The sequence below is a fragment of the Paenibacillus filicis genome (assembly GCF_038070315.1).
Classification (GTDB): Bacteria; Bacillota; Bacilli; order Paenibacillales; family NBRC-103111; genus Paenibacillus_G; species Paenibacillus_G filicis.
Genome location: NZ_JBBPCC010000001.1, coordinates 377,255 through 401,391 on the forward strand (window position 1 = coordinate 377,255; position 24,137 = coordinate 401,391).

23 protein-coding genes and 1 pseudogene are annotated in these 24,137 nt (G+C 53.9%); 6 read left to right on the forward strand and 18 right to left on the reverse strand.

The features are described from left to right. The 5 genes from WMW72_RS01775 to WMW72_RS01795 all read right to left on the reverse strand — a co-directional run bounded on the left by WMW72_RS01775 (position 1) and on the right by WMW72_RS01795 (position 3,619). On the reverse strand, positions 1–969 hold the full coding sequence (locus WMW72_RS01775) for a PfkB family carbohydrate kinase (protein WP_341413684.1): 969 nt from the start codon (positions 967–969) through the stop codon (positions 1–3). Further along, positions 966–2,000, reverse strand: coding sequence for a glycoside hydrolase family 88 protein (locus tag WMW72_RS01780; RefSeq protein WP_341413685.1), 1,035 nt, complete (start codon positions 1,998–2,000; stop codon positions 966–968). Before WMW72_RS01780 ends, WMW72_RS01775 begins: the two co-directional genes overlap by 4 nt. 1 nt (position 2,001) lies before the next feature. Beyond that, complete coding sequence (locus tag WMW72_RS01785) at positions 2,002–2,334, reverse strand: hypothetical protein (RefSeq protein ID WP_341413686.1); 333 nt, start codon at positions 2,332–2,334, stop codon at positions 2,002–2,004. A gap of 477 nt (positions 2,335–2,811) precedes the next feature. Then, positions 2,812–3,177: a spore germination protein GerW family protein gene (locus WMW72_RS01790; protein WP_341413687.1), complete on the reverse strand. Its 366-nt coding sequence runs from the start codon at positions 3,175–3,177 to the stop codon at positions 2,812–2,814. A 100-nt stretch (positions 3,178–3,277) separates the two neighbouring features. Next, positions 3,278–3,619 carry a glycine zipper domain-containing protein gene (locus tag WMW72_RS01795; RefSeq protein WP_341413688.1) on the reverse strand — a complete coding sequence of 114 codons (342 nt, stop codon included), beginning with the start codon at positions 3,617–3,619 and terminating at the stop codon, positions 3,278–3,280. A 479-nt stretch (positions 3,620–4,098) separates the two neighbouring features. On the opposite strand from WMW72_RS01795, the gene WMW72_RS01800 reads away from it, so the two are divergent. From WMW72_RS01800 to WMW72_RS01815, 4 genes and pseudogenes are all read left to right on the forward strand, one after another. Further along, the gene (locus WMW72_RS01800) at positions 4,099–8,844 is read left to right on the forward strand and encodes an HAD-IC family P-type ATPase (RefSeq protein WP_341413689.1); all 4,746 of its coding nucleotides are present in this window, start codon (positions 4,099–4,101) and stop codon (positions 8,842–8,844) included. Positions 8,845–8,890: 46 nt separating this feature from the next. Continuing rightward, positions 8,891–9,190, forward strand: a complete 300-nt coding sequence (locus tag WMW72_RS01805) for a DUF5132 domain-containing protein (RefSeq protein ID WP_341413690.1) — start codon at positions 8,891–8,893, stop codon at positions 9,188–9,190. Next, positions 9,171–9,395, forward strand: a complete 225-nt coding sequence (locus WMW72_RS01810; RefSeq protein ID WP_341413691.1) for a hypothetical protein — start codon at positions 9,171–9,173, stop codon at positions 9,393–9,395. Before WMW72_RS01805 ends, WMW72_RS01810 begins: the two co-directional genes overlap by 20 nt. Positions 9,396–9,620: 225 nt before the next feature. Then, positions 9,621–10,297, forward strand: a pseudogene (locus tag WMW72_RS01815) (DUF421 domain-containing protein). Between the two features lie 53 nt (positions 10,298–10,350). Here the strand turns inward: WMW72_RS01815 and WMW72_RS01820 are convergent. After that, on the reverse strand, positions 10,351–11,103 hold the full coding sequence (locus WMW72_RS01820) for a MerR family transcriptional regulator (RefSeq protein WP_341413692.1): 753 nt from the start codon (positions 11,101–11,103) through the stop codon (positions 10,351–10,353). A gap of 237 nt (positions 11,104–11,340) precedes the next feature. Between WMW72_RS01820 and WMW72_RS01825 the strand changes: the two genes are divergently transcribed. Beyond that, positions 11,341–11,727, forward strand: coding sequence for a YmaF family protein (locus tag WMW72_RS01825; protein ID WP_341413693.1), 387 nt, complete (start codon positions 11,341–11,343; stop codon positions 11,725–11,727). A gap of 206 nt (positions 11,728–11,933) precedes the next feature. On the opposite strand, the gene WMW72_RS01830 is transcribed toward WMW72_RS01825, so the two are convergent. The 9 genes from WMW72_RS01830 to WMW72_RS01870 form a co-directional block, all read right to left on the reverse strand. Beyond that, a complete protein-coding gene (locus WMW72_RS01830; protein ID WP_341413694.1) occupies positions 11,934–12,332 on the reverse strand; it encodes a hypothetical protein in 399 nt (132 codons plus the stop codon). Positions 12,333–12,659: 327 nt separating this feature from the next. After that, complete coding sequence (locus WMW72_RS01835; RefSeq protein ID WP_341413695.1) at positions 12,660–13,832, reverse strand: ABC transporter permease; 1,173 nt, start codon at positions 13,830–13,832, stop codon at positions 12,660–12,662. Then, positions 13,816–14,448: a biotin/lipoyl-containing protein gene (locus WMW72_RS01840; protein WP_341413696.1), complete on the reverse strand. Its 633-nt coding sequence runs from the start codon at positions 14,446–14,448 to the stop codon at positions 13,816–13,818. The genes WMW72_RS01835 and WMW72_RS01840 overlap by 17 nt, the downstream gene beginning before the upstream one ends. Positions 14,449–14,619: 171 nt before the next feature. After that, positions 14,620–15,354 carry an HD domain-containing protein gene (locus WMW72_RS01845; protein ID WP_341413697.1) on the reverse strand — a complete coding sequence of 245 codons (735 nt, stop codon included), beginning with the start codon at positions 15,352–15,354 and terminating at the stop codon, positions 14,620–14,622. Between the two features lie 38 nt (positions 15,355–15,392). After that, positions 15,393–16,181 (reverse strand): MBL fold metallo-hydrolase, encoded by a 789-nt coding sequence (locus WMW72_RS01850; RefSeq protein WP_341413698.1) that lies wholly within the window; start codon positions 16,179–16,181, stop codon positions 15,393–15,395. Then, positions 16,182–17,918: an ABC transporter ATP-binding protein gene (locus WMW72_RS01855; RefSeq protein ID WP_341413699.1), complete on the reverse strand. Its 1,737-nt coding sequence runs from the start codon at positions 17,916–17,918 to the stop codon at positions 16,182–16,184. It lies immediately after the preceding gene. Between the two features lie 20 nt (positions 17,919–17,938). Then, entirely contained in the window at positions 17,939–18,718 is a 780-nt protein-coding gene (locus tag WMW72_RS01860) for an energy-coupling factor transporter transmembrane component T family protein (protein ID WP_341413700.1), read from the reverse strand. Positions 18,719–18,736: 18 nt separating this feature from the next. Continuing rightward, positions 18,737–19,327, reverse strand: coding sequence for a hypothetical protein (locus WMW72_RS01865; protein WP_341413701.1), 591 nt, complete (start codon positions 19,325–19,327; stop codon positions 18,737–18,739). 15 nt (positions 19,328–19,342) lie between these two features. Beyond that, on the reverse strand, positions 19,343–20,023 hold the full coding sequence (locus WMW72_RS01870; protein WP_341413702.1) for a Crp/Fnr family transcriptional regulator: 681 nt from the start codon (positions 20,021–20,023) through the stop codon (positions 19,343–19,345). Between the two features lie 321 nt (positions 20,024–20,344). Between WMW72_RS01870 and WMW72_RS01875 the strand changes: the two genes are divergently transcribed. Further along, positions 20,345–20,911 carry a TetR/AcrR family transcriptional regulator gene (locus tag WMW72_RS01875; RefSeq protein WP_341413703.1) on the forward strand — a complete coding sequence of 189 codons (567 nt, stop codon included), beginning with the start codon at positions 20,345–20,347 and terminating at the stop codon, positions 20,909–20,911. A 160-nt stretch (positions 20,912–21,071) separates the two neighbouring features. Here WMW72_RS01875 and WMW72_RS01880 read toward each other — a convergent pair whose 3' ends face one another. The 3 genes from WMW72_RS01880 to WMW72_RS01890 all read right to left on the reverse strand — a co-directional run bounded on the left by WMW72_RS01880 (position 21,072) and on the right by WMW72_RS01890 (position 24,113). Then, positions 21,072–21,986: a DUF4261 domain-containing protein gene (locus WMW72_RS01880; RefSeq protein ID WP_341413704.1), complete on the reverse strand. Its 915-nt coding sequence runs from the start codon at positions 21,984–21,986 to the stop codon at positions 21,072–21,074. Between the two features lie 57 nt (positions 21,987–22,043). Beyond that, on the reverse strand, positions 22,044–22,925 hold the full coding sequence (locus WMW72_RS01885) for a YwqG family protein (protein ID WP_341413705.1): 882 nt from the start codon (positions 22,923–22,925) through the stop codon (positions 22,044–22,046). A gap of 153 nt (positions 22,926–23,078) precedes the next feature. Then, positions 23,079–24,113, reverse strand: a complete 1,035-nt coding sequence (locus tag WMW72_RS01890; protein WP_341413706.1) for a serine hydrolase domain-containing protein — start codon at positions 24,111–24,113, stop codon at positions 23,079–23,081. Between the last annotated feature and the right edge of the window lie 24 nt (positions 24,114–24,137).

The following is a 24,137-nucleotide window of genomic DNA, read 5'->3' on the forward strand; positions in this document are numbered from 1 at the left end:
TCAATCCGCGCTGTCCAGCAGCGCCAGCACCTCATCTTGGGTCGGCAGGGACGGAATCGCGCCGATGCGCGTCGTAGCGAGCGCTCCTGCGGCATTGGCGAACCGCAGCACCGCTGGCAGCTCCTCGTCCTGCACCGTCGACCCGGCTCTTCGGCGCTCCGCGAAGGTGTGCAGCACCGCCGCCACGAAGGCGTCTCCCGCTCCGGTCGTCTCAACCACCTCCGCCTGAAAGCCCGCAATAAAGCCGCTGGTCCGGCCGTTCGTATAGTAGCAGCCGTCCTTGCCCAGCGTGACGATCACAAGCCCCGGTCCGCGCTCCAGGATATAGCGGCCGCAGTCTTCGACCGTCGTGCAGCCGGTGATGAAGCGGTACTCCTCCTCGCTGATCTTGACCACATCGGCATGCGCGAAACCCGCGTTGATCTCCTCGCGTGCATGCTCCGGATCAGGCCACAGGTCCGTCCGCAGATTCGGATCGTACGAGATCAGCAGCCCATGCTTCCGTGCGTAAGCAATCGCCTGCAGCGTCGCGGCCTTGCTGCTCGGGCTGCCCAAGCTGATGGAGCCGTAGTGAAAGACCGAACCTTGAGCGATATAGTCCTCGGCGATATCCTCGGCCGCCAGCCGCATATCCGCCCCCGGATGGCGGTAGAACATACACTCCCGGTCGCCATCCGGCCTCTGTGCGACGAAGGACAGCGTCGTCCGCGCCTCGCGGTCCAGCGCCAGGCAGGATGTCTCTACCGTCAGTTGGTTCAGCACCTGCTTCAGATAGAGGCCGAACGGATCATCGCCGACCTTGCCGATGAAGCCTGCCGTGCCGCCCAGCTTCACGACGCCTGCAGCCACATTGGCCGGCGCTCCGCCCGGCGCCTTGAGGAAACCGGGGCTTTCGATCAGCGACACGTCCTTGGCCATCGAGACGAAGTCGATCAGCAGCTCCCCTAGGCAAATGACATCCGTCTTCATGCGGCGCCCCCTTCCTCCTGTGAAGCGCCGGTTTCTGCTTCCGTGCCCACAGCATCCCGGTAGCGGCTCGCCGCACTCTCCATCAGCAGGAAGAATGCCTGGCTCTCAGGGGCCGTGCCCGGCCGGTCGAAGAACGGCGCCGCGCAGGAGCCCTGGACAAGTCCGCGCTCGTCGACGCGCCCATGCGCCGCCGTTCGCATACGTTCCGCCGCCCGAATATACCTGCGGTCCAGCAGACCCAGCGTCACCCCGCGGTAGATCGCGTAACTAAGCATCTGTGCCGCATTCGTCTCGACGAAGGTCGACGAGTCATCGATCACGTCGTGGAGCAAGCCGTCCTCCCGCAGATGGGCCAGGCAGCCCTCCAGCACATCGAGCAGGTAGCCGAGGATACGCTCCCGTTCCTCGCTCATCGACTCCGGCAACCTCTCCAGCACCCGCACCATGCCTGCGGCCGCCCAGCCGTTGCCGACGCCCCAGTGTGCTTGCCGGACATAGGCCTTCGCCTCGTCGTCCCAGATATGGCCGAACAGCCGCGCTTCCGGGTCCCACAGCAGCTGCCGGTAGCCGTCGATCTGCTTCACCGCCTCCTCGTAATGCCCGGACACCGCCAGGAAGGGCGGCGCCATATAGAACGAGTCGATCCACACCTGCGGCTTGTCGATCACGTGGCGCAGCGTACCCTCCGCCGTGCGCGGAGCGTGATGCAGGAGCCAATCCAGCATGCGGGCGGCGCCCTGCTCGAAGAGCGGATCACCGGTCGCCTGCGCCGCGCGGGCCACGGCTTCGCCGTTGGCCGCCGAGTCGGTGACCGAGTAGCCGTCATTCATAACGCCGAGCTTGCCGGCGGCGTCCTGCCGGTTCACCGCGTCCCGCGCGAACAGAATCGCGAGCTCCATGTCGCCGGACTCCAGCATCGCCTGCGCGGCCACGCCCTGCTCCCAGGAATACCGCTGCATGCTGAGCAGCGCCAGCTTGACCTTCTCGGTCCGCTGTGCGTCCTCCAGTTGTACCTTCACTGTGTCGGTCATTTTATCCCAGCCTCCCTTGACTCTTCGATTCCCCTGCGCCACAGCACCAGGACAAGCCTCCGCCCTCGCGGACATAGGCTTCGATGGCTTCCTCGACCGCTTCCGTCATCCATCCAGCCTGTTTATCTCCCTCGGGGTCCGTCCGGTTTTCCTTGAACAGCACGACGGCATCCGGCCGATCGGCCAGCGCCTGCGGCAGCCCCGCAGCGTCTACCTCCCGGACTTGAACGGCATCCTCGCCGCCGAAAACGGAGCTCACCGCTTCCTGGAATGCCGCCCGGATCACCTCAGCTTGGTGATAATAATCCCCTAGTACAGCAACGATTGTATACATAAGTCACCCCTTCGTGATGATCGATGACGATGAACGTTGTGCATGCTGCTTGCTCATGTAAACTCATCATAAGGGCATTTCCAGGCAGGCAGAACCCTACATCATTCGCAAAACCTGTACGTTTCTTGGATGGCCCGGAACGGCAAACGTAAACACAAATAAGCCGCCCTGCCCTCTGTACGGCTCGAGGGACAAGGCGGTTTGTCGGGATCAACTGCTACGGGGCAGCCTAACACGATGAATAGATTGACTCTATAAGTTACGTGCGGCTGACCGGCTGATGCATGGTATAGATCAGAAAGGGAATAATTTTATAAGATCGGACACTCCCGTCCGACCTTTACTAGTAAGGGCAGGTGAGATTATGGAGGATGACAAGACAACGGAGACAATGATAACGGTCTCTGTTCGTAAGGGAATTACATGGCGTTTGCTGCGTAAGTGCTATTCCTTAGTATTTAAGAGATAACCGCCTGGTTATCGGCCCAACAAATCTTTCAATTTATCGATAAGCTGCGGACTCAACTCGAGGACGCGGCTGTATATGTCTTTGGGAGCTTCAAGCGATAGCGTTTGAACCCCAGCTGGTCCGATAATAACCAACGCAACGGGAATTAAGGACACACCTCCCCCTACCCCTCCACCAAATGGCAGCATCGGAGAAGCGGTACTTGAAAATTCAGTCCCCCCCGTGACAAATGCAAGATTTGTTCGGCAAATGGGGATCACGACGGTACCGTCTGGCGTCTGGATCGGTTTTCCGATGACGGAATCAGCATCGACAATGCCTTTTAACTGATGCAATGCGCCTTCCAGCAAATGATGAATTGGATGCTCTGACATGTTAGCACCTCCTATTTGTCAGTGCTAATTAGTTTAGACAATATAGGATCTCTTCAAACGGGAAAAAAAAAGCGGAACCTCTATGGCCCCGCCTTTCTTGTTAACGAATCGCCTCTACCGCCGGTTCAACAACCTTGTTTACTAGCGGGTTTTGACTTAACATATGGCCGGCCTGCCCGCCTACCATTCGGCCCACCCGGTCGCCCAGCACGCCCCCAAGCACCGCTCCAACCACAGTACCTACGCCGGGCAGCATTGCACTGCCGAGCACCGCTCCATACTCCACTCCAGTCATAACCCCGACCGCCCCGGTTACATTCTCTACCGTTTGTACCGTATACTCCTTTTTACCCATCTGCCCTTGCTGCAAGCTCTTGGTATCTTGAAGCTGCGACATGCCTCCGGAGAGAAGACCTGCCCATAAGGAGCCGTTTTGGAACATAGAAAATCCTCCATTCTTCATGCTCTAATAACTACAGCTTACCGCGTTTGCGGTCATTTCAGATTTTGCCCCGATTTGATCTAAAATCATCGTTCTGTTTCGCTGGAAACTATTTCATCATCGCGCTTCGTTAGGTGCTGTATTTTGCTTTGAGCCGCGGCCCCTGCGCCCTTCGCCATATCGGTTAAATCGAGAACGGTCTCCGTTCCCTTGACAGCCCAGTTTCTTACTGTTTTTCTAGCGTTCGGCGACAATGCTAGCCATAAAGCCGCACCGCCCAATATGAAACCCACTCGTGACTTTATCATGAGAATCCCCCAAATAATGGATTAGTTGAAGCGGATTAAATTATTCCTCAAAGCGCGGCGGTTTATGCGTAAATTCTCCACCAATAATGGTTGCATAATCATTTCCAACCTGTGCATACTATTTTTTACGCTCTAAAATCGCAGTATTTGTCTCTTGAGAGGAGTTACTCCATGCCGTTTACCACTCATCGCAGAAGGTTTATCCGCTTTATGCCGGGACGTATTCGTCTTGAATTTGCCGGTCTGCTGAGTAACAAGCAAACAGAATTGTCTTTAAATCGGGACTTTGCGAGCCTGACGGGTGTCATTAAAGCCCAAGCCTCCGCGATCTCCGGCCGAGTACTCGTTATATATGATGAACAACAAACATCCGCCCGTGAGCTGCTGCATCAGCTAGAGCTGCTAGAGAGCCAATACACCGGGCAAGGTCAAGAAGAAACAAGCTTCCAGACATGCGAGGAAATGCCCGTGCCAGCGGCCGCCGAGTCAGGGGCACACGTCGAGGCCGCCGCCTCTGTGGAGATGCCGACGCTGCATCAACCTGCGCAGGTTGTGAATTCCTTCGAGGATTCGAGCGCTGTGCCCGAATCGCTGAGAGCGATACCGGTTTCGGTCGATCCCCGATCCCCTTTGCTGCCAGGTGTACCCCTTCCGCTCACGCTTGCGATGGGCGGACTCTTAGTGCTTGGAGCTAAACAGCTGTTCTTTGGCAAATCTGCATTAGCGCAAAGCCCAATTCCCTTCTACATGTCAGGGCTGGTAGCAGCCGTTACCGGGTACCCTTTTCTACGTAGAGGTCTTACCCAGCTCAGCGAGCGGGGCAAGCTAAATCCCGACCTTGTTCTAGGCACCGCTGCATTAGGACTTGCACTGGTCCGGGAGAATCTCGTGGTACTAGGGGCCTTAAGCATTCTGCAATATGTTAATTGGAGACGCAGCCAGATCGGACTTGATGAAGCAGATTCTCTGCCGCTTTCTCCTGAAATTCAAGCCTATAGCGAACGTGCCGGCCGCTGGGGCATGGTGGGTGCTGCAGCCACCTGGCTGATAACCCGCAGTCCTCTGAGGGCTATCGCTGTGCTGCTTGCTGCGAATCCTCGGCCGGCCACGATTCCGGTGAAGACGGCTTGGCAGCAGGCGGAGCTTTATTCCAAGGAAGCACAGCCGACTTTTCCGAAGGTAGCGTCATTAGCGCATGTGGCCCAAACCGGTACACTGTTGCTGGAAAACACGTCTCTGCTTATGCAGGCGAATATCCAGGAAATGGAGTACGTGTCACACGAAGAAGATCCGGATAAGATCATTTGCCTAACGGCTAGCTTAATGGGGAAATCCGAGCATCCGTGGAAGGAGGATGTGCTGCGGAAAGCAAAGCTAACGTGCCGTACGATACGCTCGGCCTTCCGCGTCGCTGATGAGGAGAACGGAATTCGCGGCATGATCAGCAATACGTCTTATTGCATCGGCAATCTTACTTATTGCAAACGGAACGGGGTTTCATTCGAACGGTATTACCTTGAAGCTAAACGGATTGAGAACAGTGGCTGCGAGGTGCTTTATCTAGCAAAGCAAACCGGCGGGAACTGGATATGCCAAGGTCTGATCTATCGCGGACAACAGTTCGATCCCGAGCGGAGATCTCTGCTCGCGCAGGCACGGAAGCAAGGTATTCAGGTCGCCGTACTAGAGGACAGCTCTGGCATGAGCCGGGAAGAGCTAGTCCGGCTTGGCGTGCATACGGATTGGCTGACCACTCCTATCGGCGAAGCGGTGGAGCGTATCGCAGCGCTTCATCATCAAGGAAACCGCGTGCTCCTCGTAAGTGAGTCTTCCAGCCAGTACAGCCGTTATTTAATGGAGGCCGGCGTCGCTGGAGTCACGTTCGATCAGCTCAAACCGATCTTGGACACCAGACAGTCCGCCAAAAAGATCGAGAGCACAGTAAACGAGCATCTCCTGGTTACCAAGAGGTGGAATTTATTCGGATCGCTGCTTGCCGCCATCGGCGTGCTCAGTGCCCCGATAGCTAATTTAGCGAGTGATGCCCTCTCGCTGGTCTTCCTTTCGCGTTCGCAAAAGCTGGCGCAGCGACTATTTCCTGCTGGCACAGCTCATACCACGGATGCTGCCGCCCTTTCTCCAAACGAGGTAGCCGCGACAGCAGAAGCTGTTGCATGGCACGGCTTGCCCTGGGAGCGCGTCACCGAGCGGTTCCAGGTTCACGTGCAGCACGGCTTAACAAGGTCTCAAGTGAACGAATCGCGCGGCCAATACGGCATCAATCAGCTGGCTGAGAAGCAGCACACCCCCTGGATCGTCTCCTATGCCGGCCAGTTTAAAGAATTTACGACGCTGATTCTGCTTGGCACCTCGGTGCTCGCCTTGTTTACGGGTGGACTGTTTGACGGATTAGCCATGGGCACTGTACTGCTCGCAAACGCAGCGATCGGCACGTTCCAGGAACGTAAAGCCGAACGGATCGTGGATAGCTTGAATCAGTTTCAGCCCCCGGTCAGCAAGGTCATCCGTGACGGCGTGGAACAGCACATAAGCGCCATCGATCTTGTGCCAGGAGACATGGTATGCCTCGAGCCGGGTGACCGTGTGCCTGCCGATATTCGCCTGGTTCGCGCGTGGAACCTGGAAGTCAATGAATCGGCGTTAACCGGTGAGTCGGTTCCTGTCATGAAGAAAGAGACCGAGGCCGAAGGCGATTGTCCGCTGCCGGAGCGCAGCTGCATGCTGTATATGGGCACCGATATCTCACGCGGTAAAGCCTTGGGTGTCGTCGTCCAAACCGGCATGAATACGGAGTTCGGCCACCTGATGTCACTGCTCAAAGTCAATGAGAAAACGACAACGCCGCTTCAGGAAAAGGTTACATCCATCAGTAAAACATTTATCAAATGGGCGTTCATCGCAGGGGGTATTGTATTTGCTTCCGGGCTTCTTCGCGGCATTCCGTTTTCTCAGCTCGTGAGCACTTCGATCACGCTGGTCGCTTCGGCGATTCCCGAGGGGCTTCCGGTTACCATTACGATCGCGCTGAGTGCGGGCATTTACCGCATGGCGAAGAAAAACGTGCTCGTCCGCAAGCTGTCGGCTTTAGAGACACTGGGGCGCGCAACCATCATCTGTACGGACAAAACCGGTACGCTGACGAAAAATGAAATGACGGTCAAGCAAATTGCAGCCATCGGCCACGCCTGGGAAGTTTCCGGCAGCGGATACGACCCTGAGGGTATTTTCTTGGCTAAGACCTCTACAGACAACCGCTCCGGTTTGCCGGATGGCATGAAGAACGCAAGCTCCGAAACGCAGCCGGAGCTGCAGCGCATCCTGCAGATTGCTTGCTTATGCAATAACAGCAAATTGATCAAGCAAGGGGAGCATTGGTCGATGCAAGGAGATCCGACCGAGGGTGCTCTGCTGGCGATGGCCTTTAAAGGCGGGGTCAAGCCGGAGAATATGGTCCATTGGCATCGCGGTGCAGAGATGCCTTTTGACTCCGGTACTGGAAAAATGAGCGTGGTGTGCAAGGATACTTCGTCTGGTCATGCTTGTTACATATTCTCTAAGGGCTCTGTAGAATCCATCCTTCACCGCTGCAGCAGGTACCAGCAGAACGGGGAGGTGCACAAGCTTACCGATGAGATTCGCACAGGCGTCCTAGAGCAAAGCGAAAGTCTCGCCTCTAACGCTTTGCGTGTTCTCGGCTTCGCTTACCGAGAGATGCAAGCGGACGAGCATGACGGGCAAGCGGATCTCGACGAGCGGGATATGATCTATGTCGGCATGGCCGGCATGCTTGATCCGCCGAAGGAAGATGTGCGGAAAAGCATAAAAGAGGCGATTGCCCTCGGCGTGAAGCCGATCATGATTACCGGGGATCATCCCATCACGGCCATCGCTATCGCCGAGCAAATTGGAATTACGGACGGCAGCCAGCCGGGTCAAGTACTCTCGGGTCACGAACTTGACCGCTTGAGCGATGAGGAACTTGAACAGTCCGTAGAACGGGTGTCCATCTTCGCCCGGATGACACCGGAGCATAAGCTGCGTATCGTAAGCATACTACGCAAAAAAGGGCATATCGTTGCCATGACCGGAGACGGCGTGAATGACAGTCCTGCAATCAAGCAGGCTAACGTTGGGATCGCAATGGGACGAGCTGGCACCGAGGTCAGCAAAGCGACGGCTGATATTGTGCTGAAGGAAGATCACTTCGGTTCGATTGTAGACGCCGTTAAGGAGGGCCGCACGATTATCGGTAATATCCGCAAGGCACTCGGCTGCTTGCTGACCGGCAATCTCGCGGAAATACTCGTGACGAGCGTTGCGGTTGTTGCGGGTATGCCGATTCCACTCGTGCCTATTCAAATTTTGCTGATGAACATGCTGACCGACGCGCTGCCGGCCATGATTCTAGCCATCAATCCAGGCAGTAAATCGAAGCAGACAAAACGGATGGATATTGTAGACAAGACACTTTACCGGAAGGTAATCACCCGTGGAGCGCTTCTTGGAGCCGGGTCGCTCGCGCTGTACGGTCTGGCTTTGGTCAACGGACAGCCGATACAGGTGGCACAAAGCATCGCATTCGCGACGCTGGTGGCAGGACAGCTGATACAAACGTTCTCTTGGCGGCAGGAAGGCACCGAGCAAACCGTAGGCGATTGGAGCAAAGACCGCTTCCTCGTCGGCGCTATGAGCATCTCTTGGCTTGCTTTACTGGGTGCCTTGTATGTGCCATCGCTCAACCGTTTTTTCCATACCGTGCCGCTCTCCCTGTCTCACTGGGGCCCGATCCTGCTCGTCGCAGGTTCCATTTCTTGGCTCTCCAAGCCGATTCTGTCCTTGCTCGAAATGAAAAACGCAACAACGAGCACGGCAGCTCTCTCCTATTCCGCGGCCTAGCTGCGGAGTAGATTTTTTCATTCAACTTTTTGGAGGTTGCTCTATCATGCTGGAAAGAAACACGGAAAAGCTCATCGTGGGAGCTGCGCTCGCATTTGCAACCTCGACGCTTTGGCCGATCGTGAAAAATACCTTAAAGCCGCTTGCAGAAACCGGGATGCACGGCGCTGCCGGTCTAACAGACCGGATTCAATACGTCCTGCAGGTGGCTCGCGATGAGGTCGAGGATATTGTCGCCGAAGCTCAATTCGAACGGATGAGAAAGAAGCTAGATCGCGATATCGCTGCGGAACTCCCTTCATTCGAAGAGACAGGAGACTTGACGGATGCAGAATCAAACCATTGACCATCATCTTCAGGAAGCTCTGGCGCATCTGGAGCAAGCCATCAATCAAAGCATACATACGGTTCAAGAAAATCAGGCAACAAGCAAAGAGATAGGCGGCAAGTGGGAGCAATTTTTGGGGGCGTTTTACGGTATGGTCAAGGACAAGGGTAAAAAGACACGGATCAACCTGCTTAGCTGGATTTCTTTCGCTAAAATCCGCTAACTTTTTCATCCCTAGCGCATTATTTAACGAGATGACCGGTTATTCGACTCCCTTTAACATCATGAGGCGTAGAATTGTGGATTTACCAGACCACGGCTGGTCTCCATCTTGTAAATCCACAACCTCATGCGGTACTTATGTAACTCTTGTATTGATCATCATTTTTGGGGAATAGATAGTATGACTACTTAACTTGAAGAATCAAATCTGGGGGAAATAAGCTTCGTGAAATTTATAAACTTAGCTTGTGAACTTGTTGTGGGGTTTTTCCTGCTATTCATCATAGTTAGATCGTAGGAAGGAAAATCATCACCCAAGTAACACCTTTCACCTTTATTACGGCTATTGTTATAGGAGAAATCCTAGGGAATGCACTTTATGATCCTCAAATCGGGATTGTGGATATTATCTTTTCCATGTGCGTATGGGGGCTTTTGCTGCTTATTGTCGAGTACATTGGACAGAAATCATTATGGTTTCGAGGTTTAGTTGAAGGAAAACCGGCTGCTCTCATAAAAAACGGGATAATCGATAGGAAAGAATTGAAAAAGAATCGGATGAACCTCAATCAGTTACAAAGTTTGCTTAGGCAGAGCGAAACCTTTTCTATTCGAGAAGTTGCCTTTTGCTATCTGGAGCCGAACGGCTCGATCAGTATACTTAAAAAGGCCAGCTATCAGAAAACAACATTGGAGGATTTCAACATTCCGGGAAAGCCGGTTTATGTTCCTGTTACTCTCATTCGAGATGGAAAAGTGTTGTGGGATGAGGTCAAAGATTTGGGATTTGACGAATCCTGGTTAAAGAAGCAGCTCTTATCCCAACATGTGTCTGATTACAAAGACGTTTTAATCGCTGAATGGTTGGTTGGCGATGGAATTTATGTGCAAACCTTTACTTGAAAAAAACACCCCCTTCCAGCGAACCAGCAGGAGGTGGTGGACTGTAGCTTCCCCTAAACTGAAGCCTGAGCCCATGCATCCGCCGCGGCGGATAAATAATAAGCGAGTCCCGTCTGCTGCTCTTCGAGCATCCGCAGATGAAAGTCATCGTTCAGGAAGAAGCTCGTTTGCGCGGCAAAATCGGCGGCTGATAGCACATGTCCCTGCCGGTTCAGAAAATCGATATGGCTGCGAAGCAAGCCGCAGACGCTTTCGTCCGTATGCTTGACTCCTCCGCGCAGCGCCTCAGCCATTGCTTGCATGAACCGGGTCGCTTCCGCGGCCATGTCATTCATTCGCTGAATATCCAATGCTGCCGAATCCGGCCACTCCACCTCGTACGTTTCCTTCAAATATTCCTGCTGCTCCTTTAACGCCTCTTTCCAAGCTTCCTCGCTCTCGAATCCCTGGAACATCGTCTTCTCGTCCATCGTTTCTCCTCTCTCCGCACTTGCCACGGATGCTCTTAAGGTTTCTAGAATCTTCTCCAGCCTTTGCTTGCGAAGTTGCAGCAGCTCCATCTGGCTAGCGAGTATGAAGGTTCGGTCCGTTTCCCCGGCCAGCAGGCGCTTGATCTGCTCCAGCGGAAAATCCAGCTCTCGGTACAGCAAAATTTCCTGCAGGCGCTCCAGTTCCCGAATCCCATACAGCCGGTATCCCGCCTCGGTGATCTCGTGAGGCAGCAGCAGGCCGATTTTATGGTAATGATGCAACGCTTTGACGGTGACCTTGGAAAGCTCAGATACTTCCTTCACCGTATACAACATCGGCTATCGCTCCTTTCTGGTTGTAGTGTAAGGGCTGACCTTGGAGGAGAGTCAAGACCCTCTTCATGTAAGCGGGATAATCTAACGCCCACATCGAGACAAGCAGAAAAACTTGTACCGCTATAATGCGGACAGCCATTCCGCCGTACCTGCCTAAAAATTAAGCGAATACCTAGAACGAATGGGTTTTCGTTTACATAATTTAGCCTGAGATTCTATGGTAAAGGAGCTGCTGCAATGAAAAAAATTCCCGTTAAAGGTTTCGTTCGTCATGCAAATACCACAGGGGATCAACATGCCCATGGGCTGTACATTACTTCTTGGGACGGTCGCCCGGTTTATCACGTCCACCCTTTCTCCGGGGTAACCTCTTATGACGATGGGCATGTCCATCAGTATGTCGGCCTTACTGAACCGGCCCCCTTTGGGGTCCCTCATGTTCATCAGTATTATACCGTTACTTCCGTCAACAATGATCACAAGCATGTGATTCAAGGGGTCACCGGGCCGGCCATAGCTATGCCAAGAGGCGGACACATCCATTACTTCGAAGGCTTTACGACCGTCAATGGCATGAGACCCCATCGGCATCATTACCAAGGGGCAACTGGCAACGAAGCGTAGCATGACATAAAGAGGCGCACAAGTCGTCTCTTTTCTTCGCTTGACCGATCAGCAGCTTGGACTATAGCTACTCCCTTGGAAACAGTGAAGGACTGCCCAGTGGCACATCTAGCCCGTTCTGCCAAAAAAATCGCCTTGCCTCTTCCAGGAAGAGCAGGCGATTGAATATGAAGCGCAGTTCGAATAGGTCGGCAATCTCCTTTTCGTCATCCGCAATCAGAATACCACCATAAGCCGTTTATTTTCCAACCGGAGCTTGTGAAGATGATCTGGATCTGTTCCTCATGTGCCGGGTACAGGCCGTTCTCTACCCGGTGGATGACGGTAACTCCCTCACGGGTTTGCTCGACCCGGGTACGATCATCGAAGGAAGTGTCATAATACGTCCCATACCCCAGCTCGGACTCCGGAAAAGCGACTTGCCAGCGTCCATTCTCCTGTTTCAGGTTGCTCAAAATAATATGATCTACGTAATTCTTCGTAAAATGCGAATCGAAATAATCGTACAACTCCTTTTGCGTATAGGACCGGTTGGAGTTATATGGCTCCATCAATCGGCTGGCTGCCTCCAGCAGCGCTAGAACTTCAGTACGGTTCAAGGACATAGCCGGTTTTTCCGCATCAGGCTGCGTTATGAGGTTAATTGGAGCGAGGGTAACCGCAGCTACATTAGAGCTGCTGCAAAGGATGGCAAAAAGCAGAACCGAGGATGAACCCACAGGAATGAACGGCATTGGCAAACTCCTTTTTCTTCATCATAATCCAAATTTGATTAATTCACATCCCCCAACTTGCAGCATTCATCCGAAGAGCCGGAAGACCGGAATTTACGGGAAACTCCCACCCGCCATGCACGGACAAAGCGCATGCGAAATCGCCGCACCCGTAGGGTATGGACGCGGCGATTCCGTGACCTGGACACTCAATTATAGCTAGCTGCTTGCCGGCACTCTCTGCCCATCAGCAAGGAGCTCCCGGGAGGTATCCACCTGTCGTGCTTCCTTAAGCATCAGCAAGCCGATCAGCAGGGAAGAAACGCCAATAATGATGAGCAGCGCCCCCAGCTCCAGACCGTAGGAGGTCAGTCCTCCGCTCCGGAAGGCCATACCGCGAATGAGGCGGTTGAGCCAGTTCATCGGCAAGGCCCAAGCCGTCACCTGGAAAAATAGCGGGAAGGCGAGTGGGGTTAGCTGAATCCCCGTTGCTAGAAACGATGGGTACAAGACCAAGCTTGTGCGCGCGCTGACCTTCGACGAATCCTTCGCCGTGTAGCCGAGCAGCATCCCCACGAGCGACAAGGCGAACGAATAGATCAGCAAGGGGAGGATAAACACATACGGCTCCGCTTCAAATCGCATGCCCCCCACCTGCTTCAATAGCCCATAGCTCAGAAACAGCGAGAGGGTAGTCAGTACCGCGTACGGCACGCTTCGAACCCAGAACTGCATGGGCGACGTGCCATTCGCAAACAGCCTCCCTTCTTGTCTGAGCCGAGATGCGACGGAGCCGGCCGCACTGGTCGTGATCATCAGTGCGATGATATTCACAAATCCGAGAACCATAAAGCTGACGTAGCTAGTGGTCGGGTTAAACAGCATCCGCTGCTGGAGAGCTAGCGGAGAGACGATCCCTTTGGACGTTTCAGCGTCCATCCCCCTTTGAACGAGACGGGTCGTGGAAAGCGTCATATTTTCCGTTGTGACGATCTCCTGGATAGCCGTCCGGATACCGGTTAATGCGGAGGGCATCGTATTGTCCATCAAAATTCCGATATTCGAAGACACCCCCTGCAGCTGACGCAGCTCCAGTTGATCCGGAATCATGATAACCGCTACAGCCTGCTCGTTGGCCAGTAAGGTTTCGGGGTCCATCCGGCTGGCAAAGACGTTCGTGACGTGCATGTATGGAGACGCATCGATCTTAGAGATCAGCTGCCGCGAATAAGCGCTATGGTCCTCGTCAATGACAACGACAGGCGTCTCATTGATTTGGTTTTTCGAGAACATCAGGCCGAAAAACACGGCCGCTATCAGCGGAGCGAGAAAGATGCCCTTCAAAAATTTGCTGCCGGCTACATACTTCCATTCCTCAATCAGCGAGTTCATCAAGCTTCACCTCTGCAGTCATGCCCGGCAGCAGGCCGGCAGCGGAGTCTACGGATACTCGGACCTGAAACATGCTCAAATCCGCCTGGCCTTTCTCCCTCGTCATGCGCAGACTGGCAAATTGAGGGGCCGCTGCAATCGAGGTCACAACGCCGGTGACCTCAGCAGGATGGTCCAGGTATGGGAAATGAACCTTCACTTGTTGATTCACTTCGAGCTTATGAATGTCGCCTTCCTGTACATAAACGTCCGTATAGAAGGTGTTCTTCCGGACGATGGCCACCGGCATCCCTTGGCCGACCTGATCTCCAGGCTTGACTGCGATTCGGCTAATTTGACCGTCGGCCGTCGCAGGGATATTTACTTCATTGCCTTCAGCAGACTTGACTATAAACAGAATATCTCCTTTTTTTACAGCATCGCTTACCGCTGCGTTAACGTTAATGACGGTTCCCGGCTTATCCGTATAAATAACAGCGGTTTGCTCCGCCTCAAGCACGCCTTGTTTTCTGCTTTCCGCCTGGCTGACCGCGTCTTTTCCCTTGACGGCAAGAAGCGTACCTCCTGCGATAAGCACGACAGCAAGACCTGCGTATAACCCCATCCTAAGCTTCATTGTTCGATTTCTCCCTCTCTCAGATCGTTTATAGGCACGATCAAAATATGATGATCATAATATATTATAGTCATCATATTTTGAAACGTCAACTGTCCGAGCAAGCATCGCATTGTTAGGAGGGTTTTGAACAACAAAGAAACCTCCCAGCTGGAGGTTTCTGATCGAACGTTATAGGGCGCTTGCATATGAAGTTCTACCTTTGTCCATTTCCAGCTCAGCCTCCAGCCGCTCCACGAACATCAGCATAAAGCGGTGCCGCTCCTCAGCTAGCTCTCGGCCAGGAAGGGTATGCATGCCGTCTTTTACATGCAGCAGCTTCTCGTAGAAGTGACGGTGTACCGAGCCTTGCGGACGAAGGCCCGGATCGAATCGTGTGTCCGGGGAGATATCCCGGTCGTCTGCGAGCTGCAGGCCGTGAGCGCCTCCGAACATAAACGTTCGGGCGACACCAACGGCTCCGATGGCTTCGATCCGGTCTGCGTCCTGCAAGATTTGCAGCAGCAGAGGCAGGGGCTGGCGTTCCTTTTCGACACGGTCAAATCTATCTTCTTCATGCCGGGCTATGGCTGCCAGCACCTGTTCCCAGGTCGCTGCCTGGAAGTGAGGCACCAGCTGATGACCAAACTCCCGGTCCAAGTCTGCCATCGCTTCGGGACCGTAATGCAAGCGTCCCGTCTGTTTCTCTTCCTTGCGGTAATAATCATGCAGAAGTCCGGCAGCCATCGCGGCGTCTGCGTCCTCGCCAAGCTGCCTCGCAAACGCTCCGGCGAGTTCCATCACCCGAACGACATGCAGGAAATCATGCCCGGTGGCATCATCGGACATTTTGGCTTCCACTTTCTCAAGCACAGGTTCGAACCATATAGGCAGGGCCGCGCGGACAAAAGGAAATGAACGGTTCACTCTGATTGCTCCTTTACATTCGAATTCAATACTTCAGATTAGTCCCATTTTCTCCACTCATGCTGCCTGAGCAGCTTCATACCGCCGAGATCTTTCTCCTCGATGGCGGCTGGTTTCTCCCCGTAGTGCATCAGATAGATGCGCTCGCGGATCTCAGCGGGGTACTGGCATAATTGCAAGACATCGGCATGAACCGGATTGCCGGCAAAGCAGGCATCATGATAGAACGTCTCGATACCCTGGTCATGCAGCAGCCCCATCAGTTCAGGATTGGCCTGCATATCCGCACTGTAGAAGAAGCGCTCGCCGATGACGAGGGAGCAGCTGAATTTGGACGGCACATGCGGCGTCTGCATCCAGAACGCGTTTAGCCCGGAAGGATCGGCAGCGGAGCTCCCGTTACTTGTTCCCCGGTCGGCACCGAAAGCGAATCTCACCCCTTCCTCCACCCCTTGCACTTCGAAATAATCCTGCAGCGATCGTTTACCCTCAGCCACATTCTCCAGAGTCCCGGACAAGCAGTTGTCCCACAGAACAGAGCGAAGAGGAGCAGGGAGGATCAGCTTCATCTTGCGCTTGGCCGCATAAGCGCCATAGAGCGCCGCCTCGTCCAGACCGCCGCAATGGTCGTAATGGAGATGGGTGATGAAGATAGCTTCGATATCCTCAAAGCCTAGCCCAATTTCGTGAAGGCTATGCCAGGCTGTCGTGCCGCAGTCGATCAGATAGAGCTTCCCGTCGGTCCTCAGCAGTGCATTATTCTGGTAAGTCGTTTTGACGAACCCGTTCCCGACACCCAGCATCATGATTTCAATCGGAGACCTCATCTACCGCTCCCCCGATACAGCCAAGAAGGCAGACTTGTCTGTGCTTAACGCACGTGTAACAAACTCGTCGGAAGTGAGAGCGGGAGCCGGCCAGCCTAGCATCCGGGACAGCTCAACGACCGGCGGAGCGCTGATGTGATAGCGCTGGAGGACATCCTCGCTTTTCATAAATACATCTCGTGTCGTTTCATCCCAGATGATCTGTCCTTCCGACAGCAGAATGGTTCTCGGGATATGGTCGGCGACGACCCTCATATCATGCGTCAGCATAATAATGGTGCGGCCCTGCTTCCACAGGTCGTTCAGATACTTCATCAATTCGCGGCAGCGGACCGAGTCAAGCCCGGTCGTCGGCTCGTCCAGAATAAGAACGTCCGGCTCCATCACTAGGACCGAGGCGATCGCAACTCTTCTCCGTTCCCCTCTGCTCAAGAAATGAGGGTGCTCCTGTAAGTAGGCGTCAATTTGCAAGAGGGCGGTCACTTCCCGGACCTTGGCGTCAATCTCGTGCTTGTCCAGCTTCTGAATCTGAAGCCCGTAAGCCACCTCGTCGTACACGGTTTTGCGGACAAACTGGTAATCGGGGTTCTGAAAAACAAAGCCGACATGCCGCACCCTATCCTCGGCCCGATAGTGCCCGGACGGCTTGCCGTGAATCAGCACCGCTCCGCTATGCGGCTTCAGCAGCCCGGTAATCAGCTTGCACAAGGTCGACTTGCCCGCTCCGTTACTGCCGATCACGGAGACGAACTCGCCCTTGCCGATCTTGAGGTCCATCGGCTTGATCGTCAGCTCTTCCTCGCTCTTCCGGTAGCGGAACATGACCCGCCTGAGCTCGATGACGGGAGGCGTCACAGCACCCGCTGTCGGCAACGGTACGACAGACGAACCTCTAGGCACCACTCTGCCAGCCATAGCTGCGCTCAGCTCTGTAACTGTAAGCGGATCTCCCTCGCCTTGCTCTTCATTCGTGACCCTTACTCCCATTCTCCGGGCCAGCTCGATCACTTGCGGCATAGGGACCCATGTGTCTATATCTGGCACATCATAGAGCTGGGCCGGCGGCACATCCGCTATGATCTGCCCGTCCGCGACGACAATGACCCGATCCGCGTACGGAATCGTCACGTCCAGGTTATGATCGACGAATACGATGGTATACCCCCACTTGCGGTGCAGCTCGCAGATCGTTTCCAGCACCATCGCTTTGCCGATCGGGTCCAGCTCCGCGGTAGGCTCGTCCAGCACAATCACCTTCGGCTTCATCATCAGACAAGCTGCAATCGCCACCCTCTGCTTCTGACCCCCCGATAGCTCCAGCGTGGAGCGAAGCAGCAGCGGCTTGATCTGGACCCTCTCCACCACTTCCTCCAGACGCCGGTCGATTTCGTCTGCGGATACCCCCATGTTTTCCAGAGCAAACGTCAGCTCTTCCTTCACCGTACCTCGGACGAGCTGCCATTCGGGGTCCTGGAGCACCGTTCCGACCACGGAAATCAGATCGAACGGATACGTTTCGTGCACCTGCACGCCGTCTACGACCACATTCCCTTCGCAGGCAGAGCCCTGCAGCTCATTCGGAATCAGGCCGTTGATGGAGAAACAGAGCGTAGACTTCCCGCCTCCGCTGGGCCCTGTGACAAATACAAACTCACCTGGCTTAATATGAAGATTAAGCTTCCGAAGAAGCACGTTTTTGGCCGCATACCGGCAGCTATAATCATGAAAATGAATCATGGATCTCCCGCCTCTTTGCGCTATAATTCGTAGATAGATCTGACAATGAACCACGCAACCAGTATGATAGCGCCCAGCCCGATCATTCGTTTATCCAGCGCGGTCAGCTTAGGACTGTAATAATAGGTCCGTTTGTTGGCGCGGCCGACACCTCGCAGGGTGAGGGCATAGCTGGTCGTCCGGAAGCGCTTGAGGAATACGAATAACACAGGCACCAGCACGCTGGCGAATTGCTTGGACCGGGTCCAGAGACTGCCGGAACGAAAATTAACGCCTCTGACATACTGCGCGTCCATCACGGTCTTGACATCGAAAATCATCATACTCCAGTAACGCAGCGTTAAGGCCGCGGATAGCGTGACGAATTCGGGCAGACCGAATGTTTTCAGCCCGATGACCACATCTTCATCACTCGTCGTAAACAGGATCAGAAAGAACAATATGCACCAAATCAGCATTCTGAGTATCAAAATCAACGCAGATTGGATATTGCCGGATGAAATCTGGAATATCCAGTACCCCAGGTCAACCCGGACATATACCTCTCCGCCCATATCGGCAAAGAAGTAAGACAAACTCATCGAAGCGGCAAGGACAAGGCCCGGAATAAGGAGCAGCCACCGCTGACGAGGGGGACGAATGTACATCAATAGAGCAAGGCATATCAGCAGCATGATCAAGAGACTGGATACCCGGTCCATGAATAAGGGCAGCATACTGAAAATGAGTCCAAATGTCAGAATTTTCGAAAAACCGTGCATATAGTGAAGCAATGAATTAGACGGATAGTACAATTTCATCAACCGTTCCCCCTACGATTAACCGAGAAACCTTCTGAAGAAGAGACCGGATTTGTTCATATAATCGGACATCCAGGCAAAGAGCAGCGGACTGAATACGGCAGCCGTCAACGTATTGCTCACCTGCATCCAAGGCCATACCGTTCCCCAGACGACGTTAGCGGGAAGTTTCTGAATCCATACCAGGTTCAACGCCACCAAGATCGTAGCGATGACCATACCGACCACGACGGCAGCGACAAACCGCACGCGGTCTTTTCCGGTCTCGAAGCCAGCCTTGCGATAAGCAATTCCCGGCACAAATCCCATGACGAATTGCGCCAGCAGAGCGAGCGGGTAGACGGCCGGGTTCATCCCGACGACGATCATGGACAGCACATTGCCGATCACCAGTCCAGCCGAACCCCAAACTCCGAACCAAATGCCGAACAATGGAGCGAAAATCGCCGCGGGATAAAGCACTTGAATCGTTCCGAGCTTGATCGGGACGAACCGGGACAAATAAATCGTCGCCCCGAAGATAAGCGCGCTGATGACGGTTGCCACGATATGGCGAGCTGAGATTCCTTTGTGGGTTAACCCTGTTTTCATTGCTTGAGCCGGCTCCATGCTGTGAACACTCCCTTAGTGTAAGTTTTCAATGTCCGCAAGTTCCTTTTCGATCAGATAACGGCTGGTTTCATTACAGATGATTTGATTTTTTTTGACATAGATCATCTGCCTGTCTTTCAGTTCTTTGAACACCCGGTTGACACTGCGGAGCGTAACACCCCACTCAGAGGCCAACTCTTCACGGGCGATCGGAGCAATCAGCGCGATATGCTCATTGAAATTGTAAGACTCGAGCATGTTGTATACATAACGAAGCACTTTGTGCCGCAGCGACATGGTGACTTGATCGATTGATTTTTTGGAGCCTGCATACAATTTCCCTGCAAGCTGGGTGGTCAGAAATTGCAGAAACCGATTGTCATTCCCAACCCACTTGCGGTACATATCTGCTTTCAGCGCAAGCGCGCTGGACTTGGTAACGGCGACCGTTTTGCAGACGTAAGGCCGCCCCAGAGCCAGCTCAATATCGCTAATCAATTCACCAGGCGATAGATAAGCAATAATTAACTTGCTCCCGTCCTCGGCGGTATGCTCCACCTTTAACATGCCTTCCAGCAAAATATAAAAATAGACGGGAATGCCTTCCTGTTCACATATCGTATCGCCGGAGCGATATTGTCGTACTTCCCAGTGCTTATACAAGTCCGCCGGCATACCCTCTAGCATGTCTCGCAGCCAGTTGTGGGTGTTCATAAGGTTAGTTAGAGCAGCGCTGTCCACCGAGCAACCCCCGATTCGTATTCATAACCTTATCATGGCAGGATCAAGCATGATTTACTACTGGATGAGCAAGCGTTGATTTCAGTCAAGTCACCTCCACTATTCAAGTCTTGCTCTCAGACTAGCTTCGCTGCTCGTCAGCAGCTTGTATCTTGATTCTATTCACGGAAGCCGCGCGGCAAAAGGACAAACGTCCAAAACAACAAAACCTTTACATGGGGCAGAAATTGACACTGCTTATTATGATGACTATAATATTTTGATAAAGACGGATTATGTAACGAGGTGATGGCGATGCCTTATCCCGAAGGTCATAAGCTCAAAGTTCGAGGCAAGATTATCGAAAGCGCGGCCCAGGCTTTTCGTACACATGGAATTCGCGACATCAGTGTACCGAACATTATGAAAGGCGCCGGTCTAACGCATGGCGGTTTCTATTCACACTTTGACAATAAAGAACAACTGGTGGCTGAAGCGTGCCGGTATGCGATCAACGATACGATTGCGCTGCTCCAGGAGGCCGCTGGCCAAGAGCAGCAAGGTCCCGGCATTCATGCGGTCATTGATTATTATCTGAGCCAGGAACACCGTGATATCACAGAGCTGGGCTGTATTCTCCCGGCTCTATCCGCCGAGATATCGCGATCCTCGGATGAGGTTCGTCAGGTTTTCACCCGCGAGCTGGAGAGGATGATCGAGTTTATCTCCCTTACCGCGGGAATCGACAAGGACAAGGGCGGCGTAGTGCTCAGTACGCTGGTCGGAACGCTGGTGCTAGCTCGTTCGGTGAATGACCCTGTACTCAGCGATAGTCTCCTCTCGTCAGGCAAGCAGCAGGCCAAAGCGCTGATCAGCGCGTAGGCAGCAGAAGGGGCAGGCCCTTTCTCCTTCGCCTAACAGAAAGAGGTCGAGTCCGGGCCTATACTTAACCCCAAACTCGACCTTTTTGTTGTACGATGGCCGCCACTGCACAGTGAGGACGGTCATTTATGGCCATACAAACCCTTATGCACTTCCCCTGTTATGTAGAGGAGCCCTGTCTGCCGGCATAATAAGGCTCGCCCGGATCCATATCAATCACGACCCGCCTGGGTGCCGCCAGGGCAAGTTGATGCTCGCAGCGCCAACGCATCTCTTCGGAGAAACCTACCGTTTCCCCATCAGCGATCACATCTCCCTGGTTAAACAAATAATAAGCAATATCCGTTAATTGTCCAGCCACCTCCGAAGGCTCCAGATCATAGAAGTGACACTGAACATCAGGAATACCCAGCGCAGCAAGTCCCAGGGAGTCCATCAACCCTTCCGGCCGGCCGCTTCCCGTCCCTTCCACATTGTAGAAACGGATATTCATCGCTCCGAACAGCAGGGCGCCCTCTTCCACCTCAGCCAGATAAGTCCCAGGCTCGACTAGCTTGTCGCTCTCCCGGAAATAAATCGCATTGCAAGGCGCGGACTCCAGTACTGCCCGGAGCGCACCGGAGAATAGCCTTAATCGGGCTTGCGGCTCCAGTCCCGATGCCATCATATCGACCAGAAGCAGCGAATGGCTGCACTCGCTAACGGTTTGAGCCGCTTCCTGCCAATGCCAAGATTGCTGGATAGCCGTCTCGTAGTCGCTGGCAGGCCGGTTGTCCATAGGCATCAGACTCGTCTGGGCCGGCAACTCGCCCTCCGCATAGCTAAGCATATAGTTCAGATGAAAAAAATGAAGCAGGTTCTCCTGATCTGCTTCACCAGCTTCGTTAGGTTCCCAGACAGCCAGTCCCGGGACTTCCTCTCCCGATTGCTCCGGATGTCCGATTTTACCTGTGTACAGCTCCATCTTCCGGTAGAGCGCTTCGCGATCCAGCTTGGGCTTCTGCCTGTATTTCAACTCAACGGCATAGACCCCTGCAAACCCGAATTCATTCTCGTCCTCAAGCACATCGCTCATCGTCCGTATAGTCTCCTTCACCCATTCTTTTGTTCGACCAGCCGCAGGCAAAACGGTTTAGCTGGAATACAACGAGCAGTAGGTACGGTCAAACCGCCCTGCCAGCAAATCCTCCCTGCGGATAAAAAATTGCAGCATGCCGGCATCCCACCAGCAGAAGCCGACATCGTCATCCGAATCCAATTCAAGAAGCACGAGGGTGTCCTGAATCTCTTGCTTAGCCTTCTCCTCATCCCCTCCGAAATGAGAGGTTATCTGCTGAAGCGCCTCATTTTTATGGTAGCTGTAGGTCGTGCCGGTCAGCAGCATCAGAGCCGCTTCGTATTCCGCGTCGTCATGCTGGCCCGCCGGGTAGCCAAAGAGCCGGGCAACCTCGTCATGCTCACGGTGACCTAGCGCAAAGCATAAATCCTCGTATTCTTCATAGCCCACGTTCTCGGCTTCAATCTGCTCTTCATCGACATAAGCATAATTAGGAGGCTCCAGCGACGCCATGGCTTCCAGCCCGTATCCGTTATAGACCTCTTCCAGCGCAGTCACCTCAGGAGCTATGCGGCGCACAGCGGCAGCAAGCCGGTCCTCATGTATGAATAATACGCGATGCTCGATATCGTAGGCCGGTTCGGGGATACCGACAAAAAAAGAAAGCATGCCCCGTGCCGGAAGCAGCGCCGCTTCGTCCTGCCCGGCCAGCTCTCGGAGATTCAACTGCACCAAAAAAGTCATAGGTTCACCGTCCGTCGTCAAAGGCCACTCGACCTCGGGCGGCAGGTCGGGATCTCCTCCGACTCTCGAAGCACTCGGAGTCCCGTAATCCGCAGGTCCTGCTTTCACACAAGAGATAGCTTGCCGGGTGTTCGCTATTAGATACGGCAGCGCATGCGTGAACCCATGCTCCTCAGCTAAGGTTTCTAATTTCTTGAGATTTGACTCTTTCAAACTTCGTTCATTCTCCCTTCCTATACATATAGATCTATTTTATATGATCCTTCCAGCCCCTTCCATCGTGCCTTGTACCTACGTCCTTGGGGCTTTTTAGCTCTTCGGTCCATATGACGCGAAAAAACCACATCCGTAGATGTGGCTTCTCGACTAGCTTAAAGCCTCGGTTCCCATATCCAACAGCACCGACCTTCCGATTTGATCGGCCGGAAGCTTGGAGAACCCCAGCATTCTCCATAGAGAGACACCATGATTCACAAGCACGGCTACCCCAGTCCGTGTATCGGGATCGAATGCCAAGAAGCTATGGGAGCCGTAGGTTGCCCCGTTATGCCAGAGTATGGTCCTGCCGTTCTCCAAGGTTTGGTTCATCCAGCCCAGCCCGATTTTCATACCTATCAAGCTCGATGGATGCTCCGCATGACAGAGGCGGAAAGCAGAGGTCAAAGGCTCCGCGGCTGGATCGGAGCCCATATTGGCTTCAAGAAAGAGAAGCAAATCACCAGCCGTGGAACGCAGTGCGCCCGCACCGGCCAAAGCGTCCATGTCCCAATGCTTGACAGGCTTGCCCGAAGCGGAGTAGACCGGATGCAGGAAGCTCTCTTCCGTGCCTGTTTTCGCCATGCCGAGCTGAGCCGTAATCCGCTCGCGAATGGCTTCCACCAATGGCAGCCCCGCTGTCCGCGCTACGATATAACCCAGTAGGCCGAAGCCATAATTGGAATACGAGTAAGAGCTGCCATAGAGCTTTCTCCCACTGTTCAACGCTTCCAGCAAATCGCGCTCCGTGAAATCGCTGTACGGGTTCATTTTATCCGTCATCGTCGCCTTCAGATTAGGCGGGAGCCGGGGCAGACCGGAGGTATGGGTGGAAAGCTGCTGCAGCGTCACCCCTGCTGCTGGAGAATGCTTATTTACTTCGGGCACGTGATCTGCTACCGTGTCCGTCAGCTTGAGCCTTCCTTCTTCCACCAGCACAGCCAGGAGAGAAGCGACGAAAACCTTCGTTATCGATCCGATCTCGAAGCGGAAGTTTTCCCCCGGACTCTGACTGATCCCAGTCCCATTCACGGTCCATACCTTCCTGCCTTCCGGCCCGGTAACCCCGACAGCAACGGCCGCATTAGGCAGATGCTTAAAATATTTCCTTATCCACAACTGCAACGTGTGTTCCAACTGCTCCATGCCTCCGCTCATCCCCCTAGCCCT